Origin of the sequence: Streptomyces sp. NPDC050439, assembly GCF_040655335.1 — a bacterium.
Taxonomy (GTDB): domain Bacteria; phylum Actinomycetota; class Actinomycetes; order Streptomycetales; family Streptomycetaceae; genus Streptomyces.
Map to the genome: position 1 here is coordinate 492,106 of NZ_JBFAJT010000003.1, position 25,496 is coordinate 517,601.

At 71.1% G+C, this 25,496-nt stretch carries 23 protein-coding genes; 13 read left to right on the forward strand and 10 right to left on the reverse strand.

The window, feature by feature from the left end; genetic code table 11:
• The first annotated feature begins 89 nt into the window (after window positions 1-89).
• Complete coding sequence (locus AB0I66_RS15255; RefSeq protein WP_363208297.1) at window positions 90-1,472, forward strand: aminotransferase class V-fold PLP-dependent enzyme; 1,383 nt, start codon at window positions 90-92, stop codon at window positions 1,470-1,472.
• On the opposite strand, the gene AB0I66_RS15260 is transcribed toward AB0I66_RS15255, so the two are convergent.
• Window positions 1,473-2,447 (reverse strand): carbohydrate kinase family protein, encoded by a 975-nt coding sequence (locus AB0I66_RS15260; protein WP_363208298.1) that lies wholly within the window; start codon window positions 2,445-2,447, stop codon window positions 1,473-1,475.
• A gap of 135 nt (window positions 2,448-2,582) precedes the next feature.
• Between AB0I66_RS15260 and AB0I66_RS15265 the strand changes: the two genes are divergently transcribed.
• Both AB0I66_RS15265 and AB0I66_RS15270 read left to right on the forward strand, forming a co-directional pair.
• Window positions 2,583-2,801, forward strand: a complete 219-nt coding sequence (locus tag AB0I66_RS15265; protein WP_363208299.1) for a hypothetical protein — start codon at window positions 2,583-2,585, stop codon at window positions 2,799-2,801.
• 143 nt (window positions 2,802-2,944) lie between these two features.
• Window positions 2,945-4,468 carry a hypothetical protein gene (locus AB0I66_RS15270; protein ID WP_363208300.1) on the forward strand — a complete coding sequence of 508 codons (1,524 nt, stop codon included), beginning with the start codon at window positions 2,945-2,947 and terminating at the stop codon, window positions 4,466-4,468.
• Between the two features lie 101 nt (window positions 4,469-4,569).
• Here the strand turns inward: AB0I66_RS15270 and AB0I66_RS15275 are convergent, their stop codons facing one another.
• On the reverse strand, window positions 4,570-4,926 hold the full coding sequence (locus tag AB0I66_RS15275) for an iron-sulfur cluster assembly accessory protein (protein WP_030933606.1): 357 nt from the start codon (window positions 4,924-4,926) through the stop codon (window positions 4,570-4,572).
• 328 nt (window positions 4,927-5,254) lie between these two features.
• On the opposite strand from AB0I66_RS15275, the gene nadA reads away from it, so the two are divergent.
• A complete protein-coding gene (nadA, locus tag AB0I66_RS15280; RefSeq protein WP_363208301.1) occupies window positions 5,255-6,451 on the forward strand; it encodes a quinolinate synthase NadA in 1,197 nt (398 codons plus the stop codon).
• Between the two features lie 79 nt (window positions 6,452-6,530).
• Here the strand turns inward: nadA and AB0I66_RS15285 are convergent, their stop codons facing one another.
• The 5 genes from AB0I66_RS15285 to AB0I66_RS15305 form a co-directional block, all read right to left on the reverse strand.
• Window positions 6,531-9,677 carry an efflux RND transporter permease subunit gene (locus tag AB0I66_RS15285; protein ID WP_363208302.1) on the reverse strand — a complete coding sequence of 1,049 codons (3,147 nt, stop codon included), beginning with the start codon at window positions 9,675-9,677 and terminating at the stop codon, window positions 6,531-6,533.
• Window positions 9,678-9,828: 151 nt separating this feature from the next.
• On the reverse strand, window positions 9,829-10,509 hold the full coding sequence (locus tag AB0I66_RS15290; protein WP_363208303.1) for a response regulator transcription factor: 681 nt from the start codon (window positions 10,507-10,509) through the stop codon (window positions 9,829-9,831).
• Window positions 10,506-11,744, reverse strand: a complete 1,239-nt coding sequence (locus tag AB0I66_RS15295; RefSeq protein WP_363208304.1) for a sensor histidine kinase — start codon at window positions 11,742-11,744, stop codon at window positions 10,506-10,508. Before AB0I66_RS15295 ends, AB0I66_RS15290 begins: the two co-directional genes overlap by 4 nt.
• A 63-nt stretch (window positions 11,745-11,807) precedes the next feature.
• The gene (locus AB0I66_RS15300) at window positions 11,808-12,086 is read right to left on the reverse strand and encodes a hypothetical protein (protein ID WP_363208305.1); all 279 of its coding nucleotides are present in this window, start codon (window positions 12,084-12,086) and stop codon (window positions 11,808-11,810) included.
• Between the two features lie 28 nt (window positions 12,087-12,114).
• Window positions 12,115-12,906: a PspA/IM30 family protein gene (locus AB0I66_RS15305; RefSeq protein ID WP_351159509.1), complete on the reverse strand. Its 792-nt coding sequence runs from the start codon at window positions 12,904-12,906 to the stop codon at window positions 12,115-12,117.
• Between the two features lie 219 nt (window positions 12,907-13,125).
• Here AB0I66_RS15305 and AB0I66_RS15310 point away from each other — a divergent pair, with 219 nt between their 5' ends.
• The 3 genes from AB0I66_RS15310 (at window position 13,126) to AB0I66_RS15320 (ending at window position 15,757) form a co-directional block, all read left to right on the forward strand.
• Window positions 13,126-13,800, forward strand: a complete 675-nt coding sequence (locus AB0I66_RS15310) for a DUF3043 domain-containing protein (RefSeq protein ID WP_363208686.1) — start codon at window positions 13,126-13,128, stop codon at window positions 13,798-13,800.
• Between the two features lie 74 nt (window positions 13,801-13,874).
• Window positions 13,875-14,585, forward strand: a complete 711-nt coding sequence (locus AB0I66_RS15315; protein ID WP_363208306.1) for a class I SAM-dependent methyltransferase — start codon at window positions 13,875-13,877, stop codon at window positions 14,583-14,585.
• Between the two features lie 119 nt (window positions 14,586-14,704).
• On the forward strand, window positions 14,705-15,757 hold the full coding sequence (locus tag AB0I66_RS15320) for a trypsin-like peptidase domain-containing protein (protein WP_363208307.1): 1,053 nt from the start codon (window positions 14,705-14,707) through the stop codon (window positions 15,755-15,757).
• 70 nt (window positions 15,758-15,827) lie between these two features.
• Here AB0I66_RS15320 and AB0I66_RS15325 read toward each other — a convergent pair whose 3' ends face one another.
• On the reverse strand, window positions 15,828-16,049 hold the full coding sequence (locus AB0I66_RS15325) for a hypothetical protein (protein WP_363208308.1): 222 nt from the start codon (window positions 16,047-16,049) through the stop codon (window positions 15,828-15,830).
• 90 nt (window positions 16,050-16,139) lie between these two features.
• Here AB0I66_RS15325 and AB0I66_RS15330 point away from each other — a divergent pair, with 90 nt between their 5' ends.
• Window positions 16,140-17,339, forward strand: coding sequence for a bifunctional adenosylcobinamide kinase/adenosylcobinamide-phosphate guanylyltransferase (locus AB0I66_RS15330; RefSeq protein ID WP_363208309.1), 1,200 nt, complete (start codon window positions 16,140-16,142; stop codon window positions 17,337-17,339).
• 21 nt (window positions 17,340-17,360) lie between these two features.
• On the opposite strand, the gene AB0I66_RS15335 is transcribed toward AB0I66_RS15330, so the two are convergent.
• On the reverse strand, window positions 17,361-18,098 hold the full coding sequence (locus AB0I66_RS15335) for a class I SAM-dependent methyltransferase (protein ID WP_363208310.1): 738 nt from the start codon (window positions 18,096-18,098) through the stop codon (window positions 17,361-17,363).
• Window positions 18,099-18,296: 198 nt separating this feature from the next.
• Here AB0I66_RS15335 and cobT point away from each other — a divergent pair, with 198 nt between their 5' ends.
• From cobT to AB0I66_RS15350, 3 genes are all read left to right on the forward strand, one after another.
• On the forward strand, window positions 18,297-19,514 hold the full coding sequence (gene cobT, locus AB0I66_RS15340; protein WP_363208311.1) for a nicotinate-nucleotide--dimethylbenzimidazole phosphoribosyltransferase: 1,218 nt from the start codon (window positions 18,297-18,299) through the stop codon (window positions 19,512-19,514).
• Window positions 19,515-19,603: 89 nt separating this feature from the next.
• Entirely contained in the window at window positions 19,604-21,352 is a 1,749-nt protein-coding gene (locus AB0I66_RS15345) for a phosphatidylglycerol lysyltransferase domain-containing protein (RefSeq protein WP_363208312.1), read from the forward strand.
• Window positions 21,349-22,068 carry a hypothetical protein gene (locus AB0I66_RS15350; RefSeq protein WP_363208313.1) on the forward strand — a complete coding sequence of 240 codons (720 nt, stop codon included), beginning with the start codon at window positions 21,349-21,351 and terminating at the stop codon, window positions 22,066-22,068. Before AB0I66_RS15345 ends, AB0I66_RS15350 begins: the two co-directional genes overlap by 4 nt.
• Here AB0I66_RS15350 and AB0I66_RS15355 read toward each other — a convergent pair.
• Entirely contained in the window at window positions 22,011-22,772 is a 762-nt protein-coding gene (locus AB0I66_RS15355; RefSeq protein ID WP_363208314.1) for a hypothetical protein, read from the reverse strand. The genes AB0I66_RS15350 and AB0I66_RS15355 overlap by 58 nt on opposite strands.
• A gap of 111 nt (window positions 22,773-22,883) precedes the next feature.
• Here AB0I66_RS15355 and AB0I66_RS15360 point away from each other — a divergent pair, with 111 nt between their 5' ends.
• Together AB0I66_RS15360 and AB0I66_RS15365 are read left to right on the forward strand one after the other, a co-directional pair.
• The gene (locus AB0I66_RS15360; RefSeq protein WP_363208315.1) at window positions 22,884-23,666 is read left to right on the forward strand and encodes an adenosylcobinamide-GDP ribazoletransferase; all 783 of its coding nucleotides are present in this window, start codon (window positions 22,884-22,886) and stop codon (window positions 23,664-23,666) included.
• A 188-nt stretch (window positions 23,667-23,854) separates the two neighbouring features.
• A complete protein-coding gene (locus tag AB0I66_RS15365; RefSeq protein ID WP_363208316.1) occupies window positions 23,855-25,387 on the forward strand; it encodes a leucyl aminopeptidase in 1,533 nt (510 codons plus the stop codon).
• The last annotated feature ends 109 nt before the right edge of the window (window positions 25,388-25,496 follow it).

Consider the following 25,496-nt stretch of genomic DNA (forward strand, 5'->3'; position numbering starts at 1 on the left):
TCGGTGGAATCCATCGGTCCGCGGCCGCGGGTGCGTCGTGGCTGATCGCGCAGTTCCCCGCGCCCCTGCGGGGCGCTTAGCGTTGCGGCGTGTCCTACTTTGATGTTGCGTCCTCCGCTCCCCTGCATCCCGTGGCCCGCCAGGCGTTGCAGGCCTCGCTCGATGAAGGGTGGGCCGATCCCGCGCGGCTCTATCGCGAGGGGCGGCGGGCCAGGTTGCTGCTCGACGCGGCGCGGGAGGCGGCCGCGGAGGCCGTGGGGTGCCGCCCCGACGAGCTCTCCTTCACCCCTTCGGGCACCCGGGCGGTGCATTCCGGGATGGCCGGGGCCCTCGCGGGGCGTCGGCGTGTCGGGCGCCATCTGGTGGTGTCGGCGGTCGAACACTCTTCGGTGCTCCATGCGGCGGCGGCCCTCGAAGCCGACGGGGGGACGGTGACGGAGATCCCGGTGGACAGGTCAGGGGCGGTGCCCCCGGCCGCGTACGCCGCCGGCCTGCGCCCCGACACGGCGCTCGCCTGCCTCCAGTCCGCCAACCACGAGGTGGGCACCGAGCAGCCGGTGGCCGATGTCGCTTCGGCGTGTCGGGCCGCCGGGGTGCCGCTCCTGGTGGACGCCGCGCAGTCGCTGCCGTGGGGCCCGGTGGGCGGGGAGTGGTCACTGCTCGCCGCCAGTGCCCACAAGTGGGGCGGGCCCGCGGGCGTGGGGCTGCTCGTGGTGCGCAAGGGGGTGCGGTTCGCCCCGCAAGGCCCGGCCGACGAGCGCGAGTCGGGGCGCGCCCCGGGCTTCGAGAACATCCCGGCGGTGGTCGCCGCCGCGGCCTCGCTGCGTGCCGTGCAGGCCGAGGCCGCCGAGGAGGGCGCCCGGCTGCGGGAGTTGACCGAGCGGATCAGGGCGCGGGTACCGGGTCTGGTGCCGGACGTGGAGGTGGTGGGCGATCCGGAGCGGCGACTCCCCCACCTGGTGACCTTCTCGTGTCTCTATGTCGACGGGGAGACAGTGCTGCACGAGCTGGACCGGGCGGGCTTCTCGGTCTCGTCCGGCTCGTCCTGCACCAGCTCGACGCTGACCCCGAGCCACGTCCTGAAGGCGATGGGCGTGCTGAGCGAGGGCAACGTCCGGGTGTCACTCCCACGGGGGACGCAGGAAGCTGACGTCGAGCGTTTTCTGGGGGTTCTGCCGGGCGTGGTGGCCGGCGTACGGGAGCAACTGGGCGCACCGGTGGCCCCGGCCGCCCCGCGTGCGGAGTCCGGCTCGCTGGTCGTGGACGCGCTCGGCAAGCGGTGCCCGCTCCCTGTCATCGAGCTCGCGAAGGTCATCGGGGACGTGCCGGTGGGCGGCACCGTCACCGTCCTCGCCGACGACGAGGCGGCGCGGCTCGACATCCCGGCGTGGTGCGAGATGCGGGGGCAGGAGTACGTGGGCGAGGAGCCGGCGGACCACGGCGTCGCCTATGTGGTCCGCCGGAGTTCCTGACTAGACCAGGTGGGTCTGCACCTCGGACGCCGCCTCATGGCCGTACGCCTTGGTGAAGCGGTCCATGAAGTTGCTGCGCTGCAGCTCGTACTCCTGGGTGCCGACGGTCTCGATGACCAGGGTGGCGAGCATGCAGCCGACCTGCGCCGCGCGCTCGTGGGAGACGCCCCAGGCGAGGCCCGAGAGGAAGCCCGCGCGGAAGGCGTCGCCGACGCCGGTCGGCTCGACCTTCGCCTCCTCCTCCGGGACGCCGACCTCGATCGGGTCCTGGCCCGTCGCCTCGATGCGCACGCCGCGCGAGCCGAGGGTCGTCACGCGGTGGCCGACCTTGGAGAGGATCTCGGCGTCGGTCCAGCCGGTCTTGGACTCGATGAGCCCCTTCTCGTACTCGTTCGAGAAGAGGTACGTGGCGCCGTCGAGGAGGGTCCGGATCTCCTCGCCCTCCATGCGCGCGATCTGCTGGGAGAAGTCGGCGGCGAAGGGGATCTTCCGCGTCCGGCACTCCTCGGTGTGGCGCATCATCGCCTCGGGGTCGTCCGCACCGATGAGGACCAGGTCGAGGCCGCCCACACGGTCGGCCACGGTCTTCAGTTCGATGAGGCGGGCCTCGCTCATCGCGCCCGTGTAGAACGAGCCGATCTGGTTGTGGTCGGCGTCCGTGGTGCACACGAAGCGGGCCGTGTGCAGCGTCTCGGAGATGCGGACCGATGCCGTGTCGACGCCGTGCCGGTCGAGCCAGGCGCGGTACTCGCCGAAGTCCGAGCCCGCGGCGCCGGCCAGGATCGGGCTCGTGCCGAGCTGACCCATGCCGAAACAGATGTTGGCGGCCACTCCTCCCCTGCGTACGTCTAGGGCGTCGACCAGGAAAGAGAGAGAAACCGTGTGCAGCTGATCCGCGACCAGTTGGTCGGCGAAGCGGCCGGGGAAGGTCATCAGGTGGTCGGTGGCGATGGAGCCGGTGACTGCGATACGCACGACGGCATGCTCCTGTGGAGGAGAGGCGAGGGGTTGACACTTCACGCTACCGGGTCGGTACACCCTCACTGAAGAGGCCAAACTACCCGTTAGTAGGTCTTTTTTCGCGAGGTGTGTGATGCGTACGGTGCGGTTATGGCCGTTATCTCGAAGCATGTCGTGAACGCCCGTCCCGCAGAGCTGCCCGCCGAGTCCCTGGAGACCTTGCGCGGCGACTGCGCCCGTATGGCCCCGCACTGGGTGACCCCCGCGGCCACCGCGACCGCCCCGGTGTCGCCCGCGCTGATCCATGGCGTCAGCGTTCCGTCCGCCTCCGCGCGGCTGATCGACGGCATGTCCGAGTACGGCGACTGAGCCAGGGGCATCGGCGCGCGCCGAGGGAACCGCGCGCTCCCCCGCTGCGTCCCACCGCTGTCCCCCGTAAAGGGGACGCGGAATACGAACGAGGCCCGCCCATGGGCCTCCAGGGACAGCAGTGCAGTCGAAGGAGCGATGCGGTGAGCACCGAGCGACCCGACCATGACGCGGCCGAGCAGCACCGGCGGCGTTCCCGCCTTGCCGTCGCGTCGGTGGCGGCCACGGTGCTGCTCGTCGGTGGCGGCGGCGCGTACTTCGCCGCCACCGCCTCAGGCGGCAGCGACGGCAACGGCAGTTCTCCCGCCGCCGGCGGCGGCACGCCCCCGCCCCTTGCCCTCGACGGCCACACGGACGGCGACCGGCAGGAAGGCGGCACCGGCAGCACGAACGGCATCGCCCCGGGAGAGCCCGACCCGAGCGGCGCCACCTACCGCGCCGAGGGCAAGCTGCCCGGCGGCCCCGACGAGGCGCCCGTGTACCACGCGCGGGGCACCGTCAGCCAGGACCAGGTCACCGAGCTGGCCAAGGCTCTCGGAGTCACCGGCAAGCCCACGTCGCAGGACGGCGCCTGGAAGATCGGCCCCACGAAGGACGGTTCCGGACCCTCGCTCCAGGTGAGCAAGCAGGCGCCCGCCACCTGGACGTTCACGAAGTACACCACCGGTGGCAGCGACAACTGCAAGAAGGGCAAGCCCTGTTCGGAGGACTCGGGAACGTCCTCCGCGCCGAACGGCGAGGGTGACGCGGTCGGCGAGAGCGCGGCGAAGAAGGCGGCGGCGCCGGTCCTGAAGGCCGTCGGCCAGGACGACGCGAAGCTGGACGCGGGCCAACTCATGGGCGGCGTACGGGTGGTGAACGCCGACCCGAAGGTGGGCGGCCTGCCGACGTACGGCTGGTCGACCGGCATCCAGGTCGGCTCGGACGGCCAAGTGGTCGGCGGCAGCGGCCAGTTGAAGGCGCCGGAGAAGGGCGACACCTACCCGGTGATCAGCGCCGGGAAGACCCTGGAGCAGCTCAACGCGTCGGGCGACGCCGGCGGCCGGGTCGGCATCGGCGGCTGCGCGTCGGCGGTGCCGAACCCCGCGGGCGACACCGCGGACAGCTCGGAGGGTGAGGGCCCCGCGGTCGAGGAGGGGACGAAGGCGCCGTGCGAGGAGCCCTCCTCCGCGCCTCCGAAGCCGCAGCCGGTCACGGTGAAGGGCGCCACCTTCGGGCTCGCGGTGCAGTTCGTGGACGGGCGCCAGGCGCTCGTGCCCTCCTGGCTCTTCGACGTGCAGCCGCAGGGCGCGCAGGACACCTTCACGGTGACGCACACGGCCGTGGAGCCGAAGTTCCTCACGTCGCCGAACACGCCGTCCGCCGCCCCGACGCCCACCGAGAAGCCGGGCAAGGGCGAGCAGGACCCGACCGCGCGCGTCGAGTCCTACCGCGCGGACGGCAAGTCCCTGACGCTGCACTTCTGGGGCGGCGTCTGCAGCGACTACTCGGCTTCGGCCGACGAGAGCAAGGGCAGCGTGCGCGTGGAGGTGACCGAGACCCACAAGAAGGGCGAGGTCTGCGTGATGATGGCCAAGGAGTTCACCGAGACCGTGACCCTGGACCAGCCGCTCGGCGACCGCAAGGTCGTGGACGCGAAGGGCGGCGGGACGGTGCCGCGCAAGTAGCCGCGCGAGCAGGAACATTCGCTGACCCACACGAAGGCGGCCCCCGAAGTGCTTCGGGGGCCGCCTTTCGTGTGGTCGGACCCGGCTGGGTCCGTGCCGGTCTAGCTGAACGAGTCGCCGCAGGCGCAGGAGCCCGTGGCGTTCGGGTTGTCGATCGTGAAGCCCTGCTTCTCGATGGTGTCGACGAAGTCGATGGAGGCGCCGCCCAGGTACGGGGCGCTCATCCGGTCGGTGACGACCTTGACGCCGTCGAAGTCCTTGACCACGTCGCCGTCGAGCGAGCGCTCGTCGAAGAACAGCTGGTAGCGAAGGCCGGAGCAGCCGCCGGGCTGAACGGCGACGCGCAGCGCCAGGTCGTCCCGGCCCTCCTGCTCCAGAAGGCCCTTGACCTTGGCCGCGGCGGCGTCGGACAGGAGGATGCCGTCGCTCACGGTGGTGGTCTCGTCCGATACGGACATCTGCTTCTCTCCCGGGTTGTACGGAGACTGCTTGCCGACGGTTGCAACCATCGGGGCCGCGGATTCATTCCGGGCCGAGTGCTGTGTCTCCCGGCTGTCTGTCGACTGTCTCTCGGCTGTCTGTCCCTTCATGCTCGCACATGCCGCCCGGCGGGGCATCGACCCGTCGGAGGCGAACGCGTCACATCGACACTATGGCCATCGTCAAACTGACGTGAAGCGGTTATGATAGATAACGTCAATTAGACGAGAAGGCTCCCCGGTGCAAGCACCGGCTCCACCGGAGCGGCTGCCGCCGCGCTCATCACATTCAGAAAGGGTGCGTGTCGTGACCACCGCCCAGTCCCCCGTGGACCTTGTGGAACTCGATGTTCAGCCCACACCGCTCGCTCTGCTGCTGCTCGGCCGCGAGGCCGACCCCAAGAGCGAGCGCGGCGTGGAGTGCCCCGGCGATCTGCCGTCGCCCTCCGACCCCGACCTGGTGGAACGCGCCCGTGCCGCCAAGGAGAAGCTCGGCGAGAAGGTCTTCGTTCTCGGCCACCACTACCAGCGCGACGAGGTCATCCAATTCGCGGATGTCACCGGCGACTCCTTCAAGCTGGCCAAGGACGCGGCCGCCAGGCCGGAGGCGGAGTACATCGTCTTCTGCGGCGTGCACTTCATGGCCGAGTCCGCGGACATCCTGACCACCGACGACCAGAAGGTCGTCCTGCCCGACCTGGCCGCCGGCTGCTCGATGGCCGACATGGCCACCGCCGAGCAGGTCGCGGAGTGCTGGGACGTGCTGACCGAGGCCGGGATAGCCGAGCAGGTCGTGCCCGTCTCGTACATGAACTCATCGGCCGACATCAAGGCCTTCACCGGCAAGCACGGCGGGACGATCTGCACCTCGTCCAACGCCAAGCGGGCCCTGGAGTGGGCCTTCGAGCAGGGCGAGAAGATCCTCTTCCTGCCCGACCAGCACCTCGGCCGGAACACCGCGGTCCGCGACATGGGCCTCTCGCTCGACGACTGCGTGCTCTACAACCCGCACAAGCCGAACGGCGGCCTGACGCCTCAGCAGCTGCGTGACGCGAAGATGATCCTGTGGCGCGGGCACTGCTCGGTGCACGGGCGCTTCTCGCTGGAGTCCGTCGAGGACGTGCGCGCGCGGATTCCCGGCGTGAACGTCCTGGTGCACCCCGAGTGCAAGCACGAGGTCGTGGCCGCGGCGGACTACGTGGGCTCCACGGAGCACATCATCCAGACACTGGAGGCGGCCCCCGCCGGATCCAAGTGGGCGATCGGGACCGAACTGAACCTCGTGCGCCGTCTGGCGAACCGTTTCGCCGCCGAGGACAAGGAGATCGTCTTCCTCGACAAGACGGTCTGCTTCTGCTCGACCATGAACCGGATCGACCTGCCGCACCTGGTCTGGGCCCTGGAGTCCCTGGCCGAGGGCAAGCTGGTCAACCAGATCGAGGTCGACCGCGAGACGGAGCAGTTCGCGAAGCTGGCCTTGGAGCGGATGCTGGCCCTGCCGTAGGCCTGCTGTGCATGTGCGTAAGGGGCACCCGGCATTGCCGGGTGCCCCTTACCTCGTTCTGCGCTCCTTGCGGGTGGTGCTAGACCGTCGCGGGCTCCTGGTCCCCGGAGTCCGCACCCGCCTGCGGCGGAACACCCGCCTTCTTCGCCCGCTTAGCCTCCCGCTTCCCGCGCCTCTTCTCCTTGCGGAGCTCGACCATCGCGTACAGCGTCGGGACGAGGAGGAGGGTGAGGAGCGTCGAGGTGATCAGGCCGCCGATGACGACCACCGCGAGCGGCTGGGCGATGAAGCCGCCCTCGCCCGTGATGCCGAGAGCCATCGGGAGCAGGGCGAAGATCGTCGCGAGGGCCGTCATCAGGATCGGGCGGAGGCGGTGCCTGCCGCCCTCGATGACCGCGTCGACCACGCCGTGACCCTGCCCGCGGTACTGGTTGATCAGGTCGATCAGGACGATCGCGTTCGTCACCACGATGCCGATCAGCATGAGCATGCCGATCATCGCCGGGACGCCCATCGGGGTGTCGGTGGCGATCAGCAGACCGATCGCGCCCGTGGCCGCGAACGGGATCGAGACAAGCAGGATCAGCGGCTGCACGAGCGAGCGGAACGTCGCCACGAGCAGCATGAAGACGATCGCGATGGCCGCGAGCATCGCGAGGCCGAGCGAGGCGAACGCCTCGTCCTGGTCCTCGGAGACGCCGCCGATGGACGCCGTGGCGCCGTCCGGCAGCTTCAGCGCGTCGAGCTTCTTGGTGAGGTCGGCGCTGACCGCGCCGGTGTTCTCGCCGGTCGGCTTCGCGGTGATCGTCGCGGCGCGGGCGCCGTCGATGCGGGTCATCGAGACCGGGCCGTCGACCAGCTCGACGTCCGCTATCTCACCGAGCTTCACGGCGCCGAGGTTCAGCTTCCGCAGCTCCGCGAGGGTCTGCGCCGACTGCTTGGACTTCACCACGACGTCGCGCTCGGTGTCGTCCAGGATCGCCTTGCCGCTCTCGGTGCCGCGGACCGCCTGGGCGACGGCCTGGCCGAGGGTGGTCTCGTTGAACCCGGCCGCGGCGGCCTTGGCGTTCGCCTTGACCGAGATCCGCGGGATGCTCTGCGACAGGTCGCTCTGCACGTCCGTGACGTCGTCGAGCTTCGCGACCTCGTCCCGCACCTCGTCGGACGCCTTGCGCAGCACATCGCCGTCGGCGGCCTTGACGACCACGCTCAGGTCCTGGCTGCCGAAGCCGTCACCGGCCGCGATGGACGTCTGCCCGATGCCGGAGAGCTTGCCGAGCTCCGCCTCGACCTTGTCCTGCGTCTTGTCGTACGAGGACTTGTCCTTGAGCGTCAGGGTGTACGAGGCCTGATTGGTGTCCGTGGAGCCGCCGAAGGCCGCCATGAAACCGGAGGAGCCGACCGTGACCTGGTAGTCCTTGATCTCGTCGAGACCGTCCAGCATCTTCTCGACCTTCTTGGCCGAGGCGTCGGACGCCGCCAGGCTGGTGCCCGGCTTCAGCTCCTGCTTGATGGTCAGGACTTCCTGCTCGCCCTGGTCGAAGAAGTTGGTCTTCAGGAGCGGTGCCATGCCGAACGTGCCCACGAGGACCACGACCGCGATGACGAGGCTGGTGAAGCGGCGACGGGTCGCGAACCGCAGGACCGGGACGTAGAAGCGCTGGAGCCTGCTCTTCGCCTCCTTCTCCTCGGCCTTGCGGCGGGCCTCCTCCGGGTCGGCGCCCCGGACGTCCTTGGGGGGACGCAGGAACCAGTACGAGAGGACCGGCACGACCGTCAGCGAGACGAGCAGGGAGGCCAGGAGCGCCGCCGTGACCGTCAGCGAGAAGGAGCCGAAGAGCTCGCCCACCATGCCGCCGGTCAGGCCGATCGGCAGGAAGACCGCGACGGTCGTCAGGGTCGAGGACGTCACGGCGCCCGCGACCTCCTTGACCGCGGTGATGATCGCTGCCTCGCGCTCCTCGCCGTAGCCGAGGTGACGCTTGATGTTCTCCAGGACCACGATCGAGTCGTCGACGACTCGGCCGATGGCGATGGTCAGCGCGCCGAGCGTGAGCATGTTGAGCGAGAGGTCCCGCGTCCACAGCACGATCAGGGCGAGGACGACCGAGAGCGGGATGGAGACCGCGGTGACCAGCGTCGAGCGGATCGACGCGAGGAAGACCAGGATCACCAGGACCGCGAAGACCAGGCCGAGGGCGCCCTCGGTGGTGAGGCCGTCGATGGACTTGGAGACCGCCGGGCCCTGGTCGCTGGCGACCGTCAGTTCGGAGCCCGCCCCCAGGTCCTTGCGCAGGCCGGGCAGCTTGTCCTTGACCTCGTCGGAGATGGCGACGGCGCTGCCGTCCTGGTCCATCGTGATCGCGAGGGCGAGGCTCGGCTTGCCGTTGGTGCGCGTGATGGACGTGGCCTCGGAGGGCGCCTGCTTCACCGTGGCGACGTCACCGAGGCGCACCGGCTTGGCGGGGCGCTGTCCCGGCTTGGCCTCGGGGGCGACCATCAGGTCCTGGATCTGCTTCAGGGAGGTGTAGCCGCCGCCGACCTGGACGGTGCGGTTCTTGCCGTCCTCGTCGAAGGAGCCCGCGGGGAGCGTGGCGCCGCCTGCCTGGAGCGCCTGGCCGAGCGCGGCCGGGGTCAGGCCCGCCTTCGCCAGCTTCTTGTCGTCCGGGATGACGTCGACCTGGAGGTCACGCACGCCGTCGACGGTGACCTGGGCGACGCCGTCGATGTCCTTGAGGGACGGCACGACGGTCCGGTCGAGCTGGTCGGAGAGCGCCTGCTGGTCCTTGTCGGAGGTGACGGAGAGGACCACGGTCGGGATGTCGTCCGTGGAGCCCGCGATGACCTGCGGGTCCACGTCGTCGGGGAGCTGGGCCCCGGCGCGGTTCACGGCCTGCTGGACGTCGGCGACGAGCTGCTTGGAGCCGCTGCCGTAGTCGAACTGGGCCATGATCACGGCGTTGCCCTCGCTCGCCGTGGAGGTGATGCCGGTGATGCCGTCGACGGCGTCGATCGAGGACTCGAGGGGTTCGACGACCTGCTTTTCCACCACATCGGGGGACGCGCCCTGATACGGGGCCAGGACGGACACCATCGGCAGTTCGATGGAGGGCAGCAGCTGCTGCTTGAGCTGAGGGATCGCGATGGCGCCGAAGACGAGCGCGATGATCGATATCAGCCCGACAAGGGCCCGTTGGGCGAGGCTGAACCGGGACAGCCAGGACATGGTGGTCTCTCTCTGTGGCGTACTGCGCAGGAACGGCACCGGCAGGGCCGGTGCCCCCTACACGATCTGCCATGTCCAGAGCAGGAATCGTCACTCCGAGGACCCGTTCTTATACGGCGCATACTGCGAGTGCAGTACGTCGCGCCCGCAATCACTCCACCCTTGGACGTACCAGGCCCGATTCGTAGGCGATCACGACGAGTTGTGCCCGGTCGCGGGCGCCCAGCTTCGCCATCGCACGGTTCACGTGCGTCTTCACGGTGAGCGGGCTGACCTCGAGACGCTCGGCGATCTCGTCGTTCGAGTGACCGCCCGCGACCTGTACGAGCACCTCGCGCTCACGCCCGGTGAGCGCGTCGAGCCGCTCGCCGCGCACCCCGCCCTCCTCGTCCGAACTGCCGCCCTGCGCGAGGAACTTGGCGATCAGGCCCTTCGTCGCCACCGGGGAGAGCAGGGCGTCTCCGGCGGCCGCGATCCGGATGGCGCCGAGCAGCTCGTCCGGCTCCGCGCCCTTCCCGAGGAAGCCGGAGGCACCGGCGCGCAGCGACTGCACCACGTACTCGTCGACCTCGAAGGTCGTCAGCATGACCACGCGTACGTGGGCGAGCCCGGGGTCGGCGCTGATCAGCCGGGTGGCGGCGAGGCCGTCCGTGCCGGGCATGCGGATGTCCATCAGGACGACGTCCGCAGCCGCGGATCTGGCGAGCTCGACGGCCTCCGCGCCGTCCGACGCCTCGGCGACGACCTCCATGTCGGGCTCGGAGTCGACGAGCACCTTGAACGCGCTGCGCAGCAAGGCCTGGTCGTCGGCCAGCAGCACCCGGATCGTCACGCGGTCCCTCCCTCTGCCGGGGTGACCGGCGTTGCCGTGACCGGCAGGATCGCATGGACGCGGAAGCCGCCGCCGTAGCGGGGTCCGGCGGTGCAGCGGCCGTTCAGGGCGCTGACGCGCTCGCGCATGCCGAGGAGGCCGTGGCCGCCGCCGTCGCTCTCACCGGCCGGTTCCTTCTTCTCGCCCCCGCCGTCGTCCAGGATCGTGACCTCGGCGTTCGGCCCCACGCGGATGACGCTGACCTCGGCCTTGGCGCCCGTACCCGCGTGCTTCTGCACGTTCGTGAGGGCTTCCTGGATGATGCGGTAGGCGGCCAGGTCGACTCCGGCGGGCAGGTCGGCCACGGTGTCGTCGCAGGTCACCTCGACGGGGAGGCCCGCGTGCCGGAAGGTCTCGACGAGGTCGTCGAGGCGGGCCAGGCCCGGGGCCGGCTCGGTGGGGGCCTCGGGGTCGCCGGTCTGCCGCAACAGGCCGACGGTGGCGCGCAGTTCGTTGAGCGCGGAGCGGCTGGCGTCGCGTACGTGCGAGAGGGCTTCCTTGGCCTGGTCGGGCCGCTTGTCCATGACGTGGGCGGCGACTCCCGCCTGGACGTTGACGAGGGCGATGTGGTGGGCGACCACGTCGTGCAGGTCGCGGGCGATGCGGAGCCGTTCCTCGGCGACGCGGCGCCGGGCCTCCTCCTCGCGGGTGCGTTCCGCGCGTTCGGCGCGCTCGCGTATGGCGTCCACGAAGGCGCGGCGGCTGCGGACGGCGTCACCGGCGGCCGCGGCCATGCCGGTCCAGGCGAAGATGCCGAGGTTCTCCTGCGCGTACCAGGGCAGGGGGCCCGCCAGCATCGCGACCGCGGTGAGCCCGGTCATGGTGATGACGCCGATGCGCCAGGTGGTGGGGCGGTTGGTGGTGGCGGCGACGGTGTAGAGGGCGATGACCGCGCTCATGACGACGCTTCCGCGGAATTCGCCGGTGATCAGGTCGACGACGGTGCAGGTGCAGGTCGCCGCGAGCACGATCCAGGGGGCCCGGCGGCGGAAGATCAGCGCGGAGGCGCCGAGCAGCATCAGGACGAGGCTGAGGGTGCCCGGGGTGCGGGTGCCCCAGGAGGGGCCGCCGTCATGGCCGTACGGCTCCACGAAGGAGCCGATGACCATGCATACGAGGACGGCTGCCGCGAGGGTTCCGTCCACGGCCAGCGGGTGCGCCTTGGCCCAGCAGCGGCCTCGCCCGAGAGTGGTCACGCGTCGCCTTGCCCTATGTCATGGCTGAGCTCCGACTCCCCGGGCGGCCTGGTTGTCCAGGGTCTAACCGGGGATCAAGCCGTCGTCGCTCAGCATTTCCCGGACCTCGTCCAGCGTCGCGTCCGGGCCGGGAAGGATCAGTTCTGAGGGTTCGAGGGCGTCGTCCGGGAGGGGGTCGCCCAGCTCCCGGACCTTGTCCAGCAACGCGTTCAGCGTCCGGCGGAAGCCGGACTCGTCGCCGCTCTCCATCTCGGCGAGCAACTCGTCGTCCAGCTTGTTCAGTTCGGCGAAGTGGCCGTCGGCCAGCTTCACCTGCCCCTCCCCCATGATCCGTACGATCATGTCGCCCTCCTCGGACGTGAGCGGTGAACTACTGCTTGTCGAAGCGCGGGGTGTCCTGCGGCTGCTGGGCCTGGGGCTGACCCTGGCCCGGCTCGATGGCCTGCTTCGACGTCGAGCCTCCGGCGAGTTCCGCCTTCATCCGCTGCAGTTCCAGCTCTACATCAGTACCACCGGAGAGGCGGTCCAGCTCGGACTGGATGTCGTCCTTGGCGAGCCCGGAGGAGTCGTCGAGAGCACCGGAGGCCAGGAGCTCGTCGATCGCGCCCGCCCGCGCCTGGAGCTGCGCGGTCTTGTCCTCGGCGCGCTGGATCGCCATGCCGACGTCGCCCATCTCCTCGGAGATGCCGGAGAAGGCCTCGCCGATCCGGGTCTGCGCCTGGGCGGCGGTGTACGTGGCCTTGATCGTCTCCTTCTTCGTGCGGAAGGCGTCGACCTTGGCCTGCAGGCGCTGCGCCGCGAGGGTGAGCTTCTCCTCCTCGCCCTGGAGCGTCTGGTGCTGCGTCTCCAGGTCGGTCACCTGCTGCTGCAGGGCCGCACGGCGCGAGAGCGCCTCGCGGGCCAGGTCCTCACGGCCGAGGGCGAGGGCCTTGCGGCCCTGGTCCTCAAGGGTGGAGGACTGCTTCTGGAGCTGGCTCAGCTGCAGCTCCAGGCGCTTGCGCGAGGTCGCCACGTCGGCGACACCACGGCGCACCTTCTGCAGCAGCTCGAGCTGCTTCTGATACGAGTAATCGAGGGTTTCGCGCGGGTCCTCGGCCCGGTCAAGGGCCTTGTTCGCCTTCGCGCGGAAGATCATCCCCATACGCTTCATGACACCGCTCATGGGCTTCGCGCGCCCCCTTCTGACGGACTTCCAGCTCCAGGTACTGCTCAGAACCCACAGTACGGGCCCTGCATCCATTACCGCACTGTTCGCGTGCGGATGCGCTCATCCCCAAGGACGACTGTGTCCGGCCGGGCTCAGGCGTAGGGAGTAGGTGCACCCCCGGGAACTGCCCGAAAACCACTTGTAAACCACACGGAACGTCCCCTTAGCCACACAATCAAGACGCCCGGTGTTGCCGGATCGTTCCCCGTGGGGCTGGGGTCCACACGTCCGCACCCCGTACCCTTGGGTTTTGTGTTCCGTAGCCGATCCAAGGACGAGAAGGCCCCGGTAGCCAAGGCCCCGGTGACCGACTCCCAGCAGCCCCGTGACCCGCAGGCCCCCAAGGGCCGCCCCACGCCCAAGCGCAGTGAGGCCCAGACCCAGCGCCGCAGCGTGGCCAACACGCCTGTGACGCGCAAGGAGGCGGCCAAGCGGCAGCGCAATGAACGCCGCGTCCAGATGGACAAGCAGCGTCAGGCGCTCGCCAGCGGTGACGAGCGCTATCTGCCCGCCCGCGACAAGGGGCCCGTGCGCAAGTTCGCGCGTGACTTCGTCGACTCGCGCTTCTGCATCGCGGAGTTCTTCCTGCCGCTCGCGGTGATCATCCTCGTGCTGAGCATGGTCCGCATCCCGCAGCTGCAGAACATCGCGCTTCTTCTCTGGCTCTTCGTGATCGTCCTGATCATCGTGGACTCGGTGACGACGGCGGTGCGCCTGAAGAAGCGCCTGAACGAGCGCTTCCCGAGCGAGAGCAAGAAGGGCGCGGTCGCCTACGCCCTGATGCGTACGCTCCAGATGCGCCGTCTGCGTCTGCCGAAGCCGCAGGTCAAGCGCGGAGAGCGGCCCTGAGCGGATTCGCCGGCGGGGCCGCCGCGTGGCTGGAGAAGCTGGGCGGCCTTCGTAACGCCGTACGCCAGGAGCTGGTGACCCGGCAGCTCGACGAGCAGATAGCCGGGCGCTTCCCCGTGGGGCAGCGGCTGCGGGTGCTCGACGTGGGCATGGGCCAGGGCACGCAGGCCCTGCGGCTGGCCCGCGCCGGGCACAAGGTCACCGGCGTCGAGCAGGATCCGGCGATGGTGGCCGCGGCGCGCGCCGCGCTCGCCGCCGAGCCCGAGGGGATCCAGGGCCGGGTGCGCATCGTCGAGGGCGACGGGCGCGAGACCGGGGTGCACTTCCTGCCGGGCAGCTTCGACGTCGTGCTGTGCCACGGCGTCCTGATGTACGTCGAGGAGCCGGACGCGCTGCTGGCGGGCCTGGCCCGGATGCTGGCACACGGTGGGCTGCTCTCCCTTCTCGTGCGGAACGCGGACGCGCTGGCCATGCGGCCGGGGCTCGCCGGGGACTGGGCGGGGGCGATGGGCGCCTTCGACTCCACCGTGTACCGCAATCGCATCGGGCTCGAGGCGCGGGCCGACCGGCTCGACGCCGTCTCGGCCTCACTGGCGGGGATCGCGGCGCCGCTGCATGCCTGGTACGGGGTGCGGGTCTTCACCGATGGCGCGGCGGATGATGCGGTTCCGCCGTCGGAGGACGCGGAGTTGGCGGCGTTGCTTGCCGCCGAGGAGCGGGCCGGGCGTACGGATCCCTATCGGCGGGTGGCCGCGTTGCTGCACGTCTGCGGCGTGCGGGACTGAACTGACTGGACCGCCGCTCCGCGGCGGATGTTTCCCGCCCACCCACTCGGCACCCCGCAGCCCCCTGATCGGCCGCCTATTTCAGGGCGGCACATCGGGGCAAAAGCGACACTCAAGGCATGAAAGCCTCGCGTATCCGTGCCATCACCGTGACCGCCTCCCTCGCCTCGGCGCTTCTCGTCGCCGGCTGCTCGAGCCCCGGTTCCGGGGACTCCGGTGAGTCCACCACTCAGGCCGCGCCCATGGCGGAGAGCGACCTGGAGGGCGCCTACCAGCAGGTGATCGAGGACGTCCTGCCGTCGGTCGTCCAGATCGACGCCTCCGACAGCCTCGGCTCCGGTGTCGTCTACGACGACGAGGGCCACGTCGTGACCAACGCCCATGTCGTGGGCAAGGAGGAGACCTTCAAGGTCACGACGGCCACCGGGGAGCAGGCCCTCACCGCGAAGCTCGTCGCCACCTATCCCGAGCAGGATCTCGCCGTCATCAAGCTCGACAACCCGCCGAGCAAGCTGAAGCCCGCCAAGTTCGCGGACTCGACGAAGGCCGAGGTCGGGCAGATCGTGCTCGCCATGGGCTCACCGCTCGGCCTGTCGTCCAGCGTCACGCAGGGCATCATCTCCGCCACCGGACGGACCGTCAGCGAGCCCCGTACGGAGGGCGCGCCCGGCGCCACCATCGCGAACATGGTGCAGACGTCCGCCGCGATCAACCCGGGCAACAGCGGCGGCGCCCTGGTCACCCTGAACAGCGAGGTCATCGGCATCCCGACGCTCGCCGCGACCGACCCGCAGATGGGCGACAGCGCGGCGCCGGGGATCGGGTTCGCGATCCCGTCCTCGATGGTGAAGACCATCGCCGACCAGATCATCAAGGACGGCAAGGTCACCGACTCGGGCCGGGCGGCGCTCGGCATCACCGGGCGCACGGTCCTCGGCGACGACTACAAGCCCGCGGGCGTCGCCGTCGTCGAAGCGCAGAAGGACGGGGGCGCGGCCAAGGCCGGCCTGCGCGACGGCGACATCATCACCAAGCTCGGCAGCTCCGAGATCACCACGATCACCTCGCTCTCCGAGGCACTCGCCGGGGAGAAGCCGGGCGAAAAGGCCCAGGTGACGTACGTACGGGACGGCTCCGAGAAGACGGCCGACGTCACGCTGGGCGAGATGTAGGGGCCCTCGACGCAGAACGCAGGAAGGGGCGCCCGCTCGCAGCGGGCGCCCCTTCCTGGTCAGGCGTCACTCATCCCTGCGCCGCATCCTCCGCGTGCAGGCTCATCGGCCCATAGATCTTGTTCGCGTCCTCGAAGAGCGACACCTGGTCGGCGCCGCCTTCCGCGAGCTCCTTCCAGAACTCGCCGAGCCACGACTCCGCGTCCCCCTGAGTCGTGAACTCCTCGGGTGTCAGAGCGGGCTGGACCTCCGTCCCGTCCGCCTTCTCGAACCGCCACGTCCATGCCGCCATGCCAGCCTCCCGATGGTCCGACAGCTGTGTGAAGCCCTTCGCAGCCTAGCCGGGCGAGCGGCGCTCGCGGTGACGCGGGAGGATCTTCCTGTGGAACTGACTCTGCTCGGCACCGGCGCCCCCGAAGGCCTGCCCCGCCCCGACTGCCCGTGCGCGGCCTGCGCGACCGCGCTGGGCAGCTCGGCGCGCGCCGCCACCGCGCTCCTGGTGGACGGCGTCCTGCTGCTCGACCTCACTCCTGGCGCCGCCTTCGCGGCCGCCCGCTCCGGGCACTCGCTCGGCGGTGTACGCCAGGTTCTGCTCTCCCATCCGCACGACGGCCCCTCCGTGGAAGTGCCCGCGGGTCTGCCGCAACCGGGCCGGGTGCCGGACGGGCGGGAGCTCGCGCTGCTCACCGGGCACCGGGTGCGCGCCGTGGCGATGGACCACCCCGGCACGGGGTACGAGGTCGTGGGCCCCGACGGGGAGCGGCTGCTGTATCTGCCGCCGGGTGGCGCGCCGGCCGGGCTGCCGGACGAGCAGCCCGCGTACGAGATGGTCCTCGCCGATGTGGTCGGGCGCCCCGACGGGCTCGCGCGGCTGCGGGCCACCGGGGCGATCGGACCGACCACGGACGTCGTCGCCGTCCATCTGGGCCATGAGGTGCCGCCGGGCGCGGAACTACCGCGCAGGCTGGCCGCCGCCGGTGCGCGGGCCGTGCCGGACGGGGCGACGCTGGTGGTCGGCGCCTACGAGGACGTACCGGACGTGCCGCGCCGCACCCTCGTGCTCGGCGGCGCCCGGTCGGGGAAGTCGCTGGAGGCCGAGCGCCGCCTGGAGGCCTTCCCCGAGGTGTTGTACGTGGCCACGGGCGGCACCAGGAACGGCGACTCCGAGTGGGCGGACCGGGTGAGCGCCCACCGTGAACGGCGGCCCGGGTCGTGGAGCACGGCCGAGACCTGCGACCTCGTGCCGCTGCTCACGGAGAGCGGCCCTCCCCTGCTCATCGACTGCCTGTCGCTGTGGCTGACGTACGCCATGGACGAGGTGAACGCGTGGGACGACGACGAATGGGCGGGCGGTGGCGAGCGGGCGCTGCGCAAGCGGGTCGCCGAGCTCACGGACGCGGTGCGGGCGACCCGGCGCACGGTCGTCGCCGTGTCGAACGAGGTCGGCTCCGGCATCGTCCCGGCGACCGCCTCGGGCCGCCGCTACCGCGATGAACTGGGCCGCCTCAACGCGGCGTTCGCCTCGGAGTGCGAGCACGTGCTGATGGTGGTGGCGGGGCAGGCGCTTGCCCTGCGCGGCTGAACCGGCCGCTCACGGGGCCGTTCACGCGGTGGGGTTGCGGCGGGCGATGATCCGGTAGGCGTTGGAGAAGCGGGTGCGGCTCACCACGGGGGCGAGGATCCGGTCGGTCAGGGCCGCCGCGGCCAGGAGCGGCACCGCGATGCGGGCCGCCGCACGGATGCGGCCGAGGGCGACGGCGAGCCGTGCGGTCAGGTCGAAGGGGATGTGCGGCTCGCGCCGGTCGGTGGCCACGACGGTGTAGCCGAGGCTCTCCAGCTCGGCGTGCAGGGCCGCGGCCGGGATGCGGTGGTAGGGCTGGGGCCTGATCCATCCCGTGTCGAGGATCCTGGCGTACCGGCTGCGCGGCACCGGGACCTCGATCATCAGATGGCCGCCGGGCCGCAACACCGTACGGGCGGCGATGAGTTCGATGCGCGGGTCGGCGCTGCGCTCCAGGTAGTGGAACATGCTCAGCGCGTCGTAGCGCCCCGCGAGCTTCGGCGCCAGGTCGGCGAGGAGCCCGCGGTGGGCCTCCTCCACGCGGCCTGCCCTGCGGCCCTCCTCCACGCGCCCGGTGAGGTCGAGGCCGTCGAAGGAGGTGTACGGATGCACCTCTTGTGCGACGGCGGGGAAGTGCCCGAGCCCCGTCTCGACGTCCAGCCAGCTCTCGGGCTCGATGAACCGGCCCATCGCGCGGGCCCGTGCCCGGTGGCGGCGGGTGGAGCACGGGACGGCGAAGATCTTCTCGGCCTGGGCGGCGGCGGCCTGGGCTGCGTTCATGGACGTGGCGGGCTCCTCTGTCGGGCGGTGCGGGCGGTACGGGCGGTACGGGCAGTGCGGATGGTGCACGTCATTCCCATGCGACAACTCGCCCCAAACGGTACGTAAAGGATCATCGGCACGGGTGCAACGACACCGTGGAGGGCTGCTGCCGGGCCGTTCGAGTCGGGCCCGGACCCTGCCGGTACTGTTCGGCGAATGAGCTCGCTGAATCTCGACGACTTCACCGACCTGATCGAGCGGCCCGACGGCGGGATCCGCCGCGACGCCGAGGAGCGCAGGGAACGGCAGAGCGTGCCGCCCGGAGCGCTCGGCCGCCTGGACGAACTGGCCGAGTGGCTCTCCGCGGCCCAGTCGTCGGTGCCGGTCAAGCCGATCGAGCGACCGCGCGTGATCCTCTTCGCCGCTGACCACGGGGTCGCTGGCCTCGACGTGTCCGCGAGGCCGGCGGGCAGCGCGGCCGAACTCGTGCGCGCCGTGCTCTCCGGCGCCAGCGCCGTGTCCATCCTCGCGCGCCGTCTCGATGTGCCCGTCCGGGTCGTCGACATGGCCCTGGACTGCGACCCGGACGAGCTTCCGGCGGAGGTCGCGGGGCACCGGGTGCGGCGCGGCTCGGGCCGCGTCGACATCGAGGACGCGCTGACGACGGAGGAGGCCGAGGCCGCCGTGCGCGCCGGGATGGCCGTCGCCGACGAGGAGGCGGACTCCGGGACGGACCTGGTCGTGCTCGGCGACGTGAGCGTCGGCGGCACGACGCCCGCGGCGACGCTGGTCGCCGCGCTGTGCGGAACCGACGCCTCCGTGGTCACCGGGCGGGGCGGCTCGCCGATCGACGACCTCGCGTGGATGCGCAAGTGCGCGGCGGTACGGGATTCCCTGCGGCGGGCGCGGCCCGTGCTCGGGGATCAGCTGGAGCTGCTCGCGACGGTGGGCGGTGCGGACATCGCCGCCATGACCGGATTCCTGCTGCAGTGCGCGGTGCGGCGCACGCCGGTCGTCCTGGACGGCGTGGTCGCGTCGGCCGCGGCGCTCGTGGCCCAGCGGGTCGCCTTCCGGGCGCCCGACTGGTGGCTCGCGGGGCACAACAGCGGGGAGCCCGCGCAGGCCAAGGCCCTGGACCGGATGGCGCTCGACCCCGTCCTTGAGCAGGGGGTGCAGGTCGGCGAGGGTGTGGGCGCGCTGCTCGCGCTGCCGCTGGTGCGGGCCGCCGCGGCACTCTCCGCCGAGCTGCCCGAGCGCGAGCCGGAGCCGGAGCCCGAGCCGGAGGTGGAGCCGGAGGCCGAGGTGGAGCCGGAGGCCGACACCAAGCCGGGGGCGGACCCCGAGCCGGAGGCCGACACCGAGCCGGAGGCCGAGCCTCGCACCGGGGCCGCCTCCGAGGTGCCGCCCAGGGCCGGGGACCCCGCAGCGGAGTAGGCGGCGCGTACGAAGCCGGGTGAGCGGAGTGAGCGGCGCGTCCGCGCGCAGCCGATGACGGCCCGGCGTGCCCCATATGATCCCTTTTCATGGGAGATGAGCAATCTGCTGCCGGGCGCCGTCAGCGCCTCGCCGCGGCCTTCAGCGTCTGGTACCTCCGCGCCGTCACCTTCATCAACTTCCTGAGCGCGGTCTGGGTCTCCCTCGGGCAGGATCTGCGGCGGCACAACACCGAGAACTACTTCACGCCCTATCTGCTCACCGCGGGCTTCGCCTCCGGCGCGTTCACGATGTTCCTGGCGATCACGATGCGCCGCCGCAAACGTGCCGCCTGGATTCTCAACCTCGTGCTCAGCGGTCTCTTTCTGCTCCTCTTCGCGTTCGCGATGGTCTTCCCGGAGATCCGCCGGCACGCGCAGAACTGGATCTCCCTCGCCCTGACCGCCGCTTTCGTCGTCTCGCTGATCGTCGGGCGGCGCGCGTTCTACGCCAAGGGCGACCGCTCCAACCCGAGGCTCGCGGCGGCCGTCGCCGTCGGCGGACTGCTCGTGACCTCGCTGATCGCCGCGCTCCTGGTCACCGTCACCAACAGCGCGCACGACGACGGCCGTTCGACCTTCCTCGACCGCTGGCGCTACGGCACGATGCGCCTGGTCTCGCTGGCCGCCGACGACCGGCGGTTCGAGGGCATCGCCACGCCCGGCTGGGTCAACGTCACCATCAACGTGCTCAGCACGCTTCTCCTCCTGGCCGTCCTGTACGCCGCGTTCCGCTCGCGCAAGGCGGTCGACCCGCTCACCGAGGACGACGAGCGGGGGCTGCACCACCTGCTCGACAAGTACGGCGAACGCGACTCGCTCGGCTACTTCGCGCTGCGCCGCGAGAAGAGCGTCGTGTGGTCGCCGAGCGGCAAGGCCGCGGTCGCCTACCGGGTCGTCGGCGGTGTGTCCCTGGCCTCCGGTGATCCCATCGGGGACCCGGAGGCCTGGCCGGGCGCCATCGAACCCTGGCTCGCCGACGCCCGCGAGCACGGCTGGATCCCGGCCGTGATGGGCGCGAGCGAGGAGGCCGGCACGATCTACGCCCGGCACGGCCTGGACGCGCTCGAACTGGGCGACGAAGCCATCGTCGAGACCGATGAGTTCACACTGGAGGGGCGGGCCATGCGGACGGTCCGCCAGGCGTACAACCGGGTCAAGAGGGCCGGTTACGAGGTGCGGATCAGGCGCCACGAGGACATCCCGGCCGACGAGATGACGTACCTGCTCAAGCGGGCCGACGACTGGCGTGACGGGGCCACCGAGCGCGGCTTCTCGATGGCGCTCGGACGGCTCGGTGATCCCGCGGACGGGCGGTGCGTGATGCTCGAATGCGCCGATGGCGACGGTGAGTTGCGGGCCGTCCTCTCCTTCGTGCCGTGGGGGCCGAACGGGCTCTCGCTCGACCTGATGCGGCGTGACCGCGACTCCGAGAACGGCCTGATGGAGTTCATGGTCATCGAGCTGCTCCAGCGCGCGGCCGAGATCAAGATCACTCAAGTGTCCCTCAACTTCGCGATGTTCAGGTCGGTCTTCGAACGTGGCTCGCGGCTCGGCGCGGGCCCGGTCCTGCGGCTGTGGCGCTCCCTGCTCACCTTCTTCTCGCGGTGGTGGCAGATCGAGTCGCTGTACCGCGCCAACGCGAAGTACCGCCCGATCTGGGAGCCCCGCTTCCTTCTCTTCGAGAAGAGCGGGGACCTGCCGCGCATCGGCCTCGCGTCGGCCCGCGCGGAGGGCTTCCTCGAAGCGCCGGGCCTGCCGAAGTGGCTGCACCGCAAGCATTTGGAGTCCCGACGATGAGTTCCCCGGCCGCCGGACGTCCGACCCGTCCGACCCGGCTGGCGCGTACCGAATGGGGGCCGCTGTACGCCGCCGTGCGCGACGGCATCGCCGAGCGGAGGTGGCGGGCGGCGCCCATGACGCTTGCCGCGGTCTGCCTCACCGCTCTGCTCCAGTTCACGCAGAACCAGTCGTGGGGCTATCAGTTCGTGCAGAACATCGGCTCCGTACGGGCCGACGATCCGCTCTGGCTCGCCCTCCTCCGCACCCCGCTCTCGCTCTTCGTGCCCGCGCTCGACCTGCCCGTCTGGGGTGCGCTCGCGCAGATCCTGCTGGTGTTCGGCATCGCGGAGATCTGCGTCGGCTGGTGGCGCACGCTCGTCGTCGGCTACGCGGCCACCCTCGCGGGCACGCTCTACGCGCGCGTGGGCATCGCTCTGGGGCCCGGCCACCCGCTGGGGCTCCCCGCGTCCGACGCGCAGGTCGTCGACACCGGGCCGTCCGCCGCCGTGGTCGGCCTCGCGGTGTACGTGTGCTGGCGGTACCGGGCCTGGTGCACCGCCGGGCTCGTCGTCGCCGTGATGGTGGTGGAGGTGATCGTCAAGGACAACCTCGCGGGCAAGGAGCATCTGGCGGCGATCGCGGCCGTGCTGGTGCCGTGCGCCTGCTCCGAGGTGCTTCAGCGGCGTGGCGGGCGGGGCAGTTCCGGGTCGGGCCTGCCGCCGATCAAGTCTTGAATCCTGCGGCGCGGCCCGGACCAGCGGCGGTCGTGGTGGAAGGCGCGCAGGCCCGACTTGGCGCGGGCGCGGGGGCGGTTGCGGTAGAAGCGCCTGGCCCACGCCGATCCCGGGCGGGCGAGGCGGATCGCTCCCACCAGCGCGACCAGCGGGATCACCATGCCGATGAGGGCGGTCCGCAGCTTGCCCTTGGCCAGGGCGATCAGGGCGAAGCAGCAGTTGACGGCGATGTTCAGGGCGAAGCCCGCGCGGTTGCCGCGTTCCTCGGGCGTCAGGTCGTTCACGCCGAACGGCGTGAAGCCGGTGAGGATGAGGACCACCAGGGCCGCGGTGAGCATCACGACCTCGACGCTCTTGCGGCCCTGTTCGCTCCAGTAGACGTCGTCCAGGTAGAGGATCAGGGCGAACTCGTCGAGCACGAGGCCGGCGCCGACGCCGAAGATGACCGCCGCGAACATCGAGGCGAGGCTGTGCCGGCCGGCGGCGACCGCCCAGAAACCACCGACGAGCATGAGGAAGATGCCCGGTACGACGTGGTGGATGTGGACGTCTCCCGAGCTGATGTTCCGGAAGGGGCCCTTGCCGGCGCGGATGAGGCGCGTGATGGTCCGCGTGACGAGAAAACAGCCCACAAAGGAAAGCAGCGCCAGAAGCAACGGCAGCTTCCCGGGCTCCGTGATGTTCCGGTACCACCAGTCGGCCATAAGGCCATCCTCGGCCGGGGTCCTGCTTGCCGCATTTCGCTGCGGGCGGGTGGATCATCACCCCCGCGACCGCCTGGGCCCGGCCCGACGGTGGCCGGATACTCTTCCGCGGTGTCCCGAACCTCCCCTGCCGACAGTCTTCGCTTTGCCTTTGGCACTCTTACCGCGCTTCCGGTCCATGTCAGCAAGTGGGATCGTGACGCCGCTCGTGGCGGCATGCTCTGCGCCCCGCTGGCCGGGCTGGTCGTCGGGGGCTGCGCGGCCGCGCTCGGCGCCGCGCTCGTGGCCCTCGGGGCGGGGCCTCTTCTGGCCTCCGTGGCCACCGCCGCCGTACCGGCGGCGCTCACCCGCGGCCTCCACCTGGACGGCCTCGCCGACACTGCCGACGGGCTCGGCAGCGCCAAGCCGGCCGACCAGGCGCTCCGCATCATGAAGCAGTCCGACGTCGGCCCCTTCGGCGTCATCACGCTGCTCTTCGTCCTGCTCGCCCAAGTGGCCGTCCTCTTCCAGCTCTACGAGGCCTCCTGGACCCGGGGCGCGCTCGCCGCGATCGTCTCGGCCACCGCGGCCCGCCTCGCCCTCACCCTGGCCGCCCGCGACGGCGTCCCCCCGGCCCGCCCGGAAGGGCTCGGGGCGGCGGTGGCAGGAACGGTTCCCCGGGGCGCGGCCCTGCTCACGGCGGCGCTCGTCACCGCCGTGGCCGCCCTCGCCGCCGTGCCCTTCGGGGCGCAGGAGGCGGTGCAGTACGCGGCGGCCGTCCTCCTCGCCGTCGGCGCCGCCGAACTCCTGCTGCGCCACTGCGTCCGCCGCCTCGGCGGCATCACCGGAGATGTCTTCGGCGCACTCGCCGAGACCGCGGCCACTACGGCCCTGGTCGTCCTCGCCCTCGGCTGATTCACGGATGCTGCCGCTGAAACATAAAAGCGCCGACACGAACGGATGAATCTGCGCCGACACGATCGAATGGGCGCGACGCGCGTAGGCTCATGTCCGGCGCCTTTCCGGCCCGTTCTAGGCTGGCGCCGGGCGGGTCGACCCACCCCATCGGCCAAGGAACTCAACGGAAGCGAGAATTCACCACCGTGACTGCTCTGACTCTCAGCACTGCCGCCGCGTCCGGCCTGCGCGCCGACGCGATCGTCGTCGGCGTCGCGAAGGGCGCCAAGGGTCCGGTCGTCGCACCGGGCGCCGAGGCCGTGGACAAGGCGTACGACGGCAAGCTCGCCTCCGTCCTGGAGACCCTCGGCGCCTCGGGCGCCGAGGGCGAGGTGACCAAGCTGCCCGCGCCGTCCGGCTTCAAGGCCCCGGTCGTCGTCGCGGTCGGCCTCGGCACGGTGCCGGAGAAGGACGAGACGTACGGCACCGATGCCCTGCGCCGCGCCGCCGGTACCGCCGCGCGTGCCCTGTCCGGCTCGAAGAAGGCCGCCTTCGCGCTGCCCGCCGAGGACGCCGAGGACACCGGCGCGATCGCCGAGGGCGCCCTGCTCGGCGCGTACGCCTTCGACGCGTACAAGGAAAACGGTTCCGCGAAGGGCAAGAACGGCAAGGACGCCAAGGGTCCGCTCGCCGAGATCGCCCTGCTGGGCGGCAAGCCCCGTGACAAGGCGTACAAGGCCGCCGTCGAGCGCGCCACCGCCCTGGCCGAGGAGCTCAACCGCGCCCGCGACCTCGTCAACACCCCGCCGAACGACCTGAACCCCGAGGCCTTCGCCGCGGTCGCCACCGCGGCCGCCAAGGAGCACGGCATCAAGATCCAGGTCCTGGACGAGAAGGCGCTCACCAAGGGCGGCTTCGGCGGCATCCTCGGCGTCGGCGTCGGCTCGGACGCCCCGCCGCGTCTGGTGAAGCTCTCGTACACGTCGTCCAAGGCGAAGAAGCACCTCGCCTTCGTCGGCAAGGGCATCACGTACGACTCGGGCGGCATCTCGCTGAAGCCCGCCGGTCACAACGAGACCATGAAGTGCGACATGGCCGGTGCCGCCGCCGTCTTCGCGGCCGTCGTCACCGCCGCGCGCCTGGGCCTCGAGGTGAACGTCACCGGCTGGCTGGCGCTCGCCGAGAACATGCCGTCCGGCTCCGCGACCCGCCCCGGCGACGTCCTGCGGATGTACAGCGGCAAGACCGTCGAGGTCCTGAACACCGACGCCGAGGGCCGTCTGGTCCTGGCCGACGCGCTCGCCAAGGCCTCCGAGGACAAGCCCGACGCGATCGTCGACGTGGCCACGCTGACCGGCGCGATGATGATGGCGCTCGGCAGCCGCACCTTCGGCATCATGGCCAACGACGACGCGTTCCGCGCCGCGATCCACGACGCCTCCGAGGAGGCGGGCGAGCCGTCCTGGCCGATGCCGCTGCCGGACCACCTGCGCAAGGGCATGGACTCCCCCACCGCCGACATCGCCAACATGGGCGAGCGCATGGGCGGCGGTCTGGTGGCCGGTCTCTTCCTGCGGGAGTTCATCGGCGAGGGCATCACCTGGGCGCACCTGGACATCGCGGGCCCGGCCTTCAACGAGGGCGGCCCGTTCGGCTACACGCCCAAGGGCGGCACCGGCACCGCGGTCCGCACCCTGGTCCGTCTCGCGGAGCGCACGGCCGCGGGCGACCTGGGCTGACCAGCTGATCTGCCGTACGCGCGGCAGGGCCCGGACATCCAGATGTCCGGGCCCTGCCCGATTTCGCCCTCGACGAAATCCGTACGTTCATACGCCTGGGTAACGCTTG

Coding starts and splice junctions, on each gene's coding strand:
- AB0I66_RS15335 (WP_363208310.1), bottom strand. CDS start 18,098: ATGAACGCAGCCCAGGCCGCCGCCGCCCAGGCCGAGAAGATCTTCGCC.
- AB0I66_RS15265 (WP_363208299.1), top strand. CDS start 2,583: ATGGCCGTTATCTCGAAGCATGTCGTGAACGCCCGTCCCGCAGAGCTG.
- AB0I66_RS15320 (WP_363208307.1), top strand. CDS start 14,705: ATGAAAGCCTCGCGTATCCGTGCCATCACCGTGACCGCCTCCCTCGCC.
- AB0I66_RS15355 (WP_363208314.1), bottom strand. CDS start 22,772: ATGGCCGACTGGTGGTACCGGAACATCACGGAGCCCGGGAAGCTGCCG.
- AB0I66_RS15325 (WP_363208308.1), bottom strand. CDS start 16,049: ATGGCGGCATGGACGTGGCGGTTCGAGAAGGCGGACGGGACGGAGGTC.
- AB0I66_RS15285 (WP_363208302.1), bottom strand. CDS start 9,677: ATGTCCTGGCTGTCCCGGTTCAGCCTCGCCCAACGGGCCCTTGTCGGG.
- AB0I66_RS15300 (WP_363208305.1), bottom strand. CDS start 12,086: ATGATCGTACGGATCATGGGGGAGGGGCAGGTGAAGCTGGCCGACGGC.
- AB0I66_RS15345 (WP_363208312.1), top strand. CDS start 19,604: ATGGGAGATGAGCAATCTGCTGCCGGGCGCCGTCAGCGCCTCGCCGCG.
- cobT (WP_363208311.1), top strand. CDS start 18,297: ATGAGCTCGCTGAATCTCGACGACTTCACCGACCTGATCGAGCGGCCC.
- AB0I66_RS15275 (WP_030933606.1), bottom strand. CDS start 4,926: ATGTCCGTATCGGACGAGACCACCACCGTGAGCGACGGCATCCTCCTG.
- AB0I66_RS15305 (WP_351159509.1), bottom strand. CDS start 12,906: ATGAGCGGTGTCATGAAGCGTATGGGGATGATCTTCCGCGCGAAGGCG.
- AB0I66_RS15350 (WP_363208313.1), top strand. CDS start 21,349: ATGAGTTCCCCGGCCGCCGGACGTCCGACCCGTCCGACCCGGCTGGCG.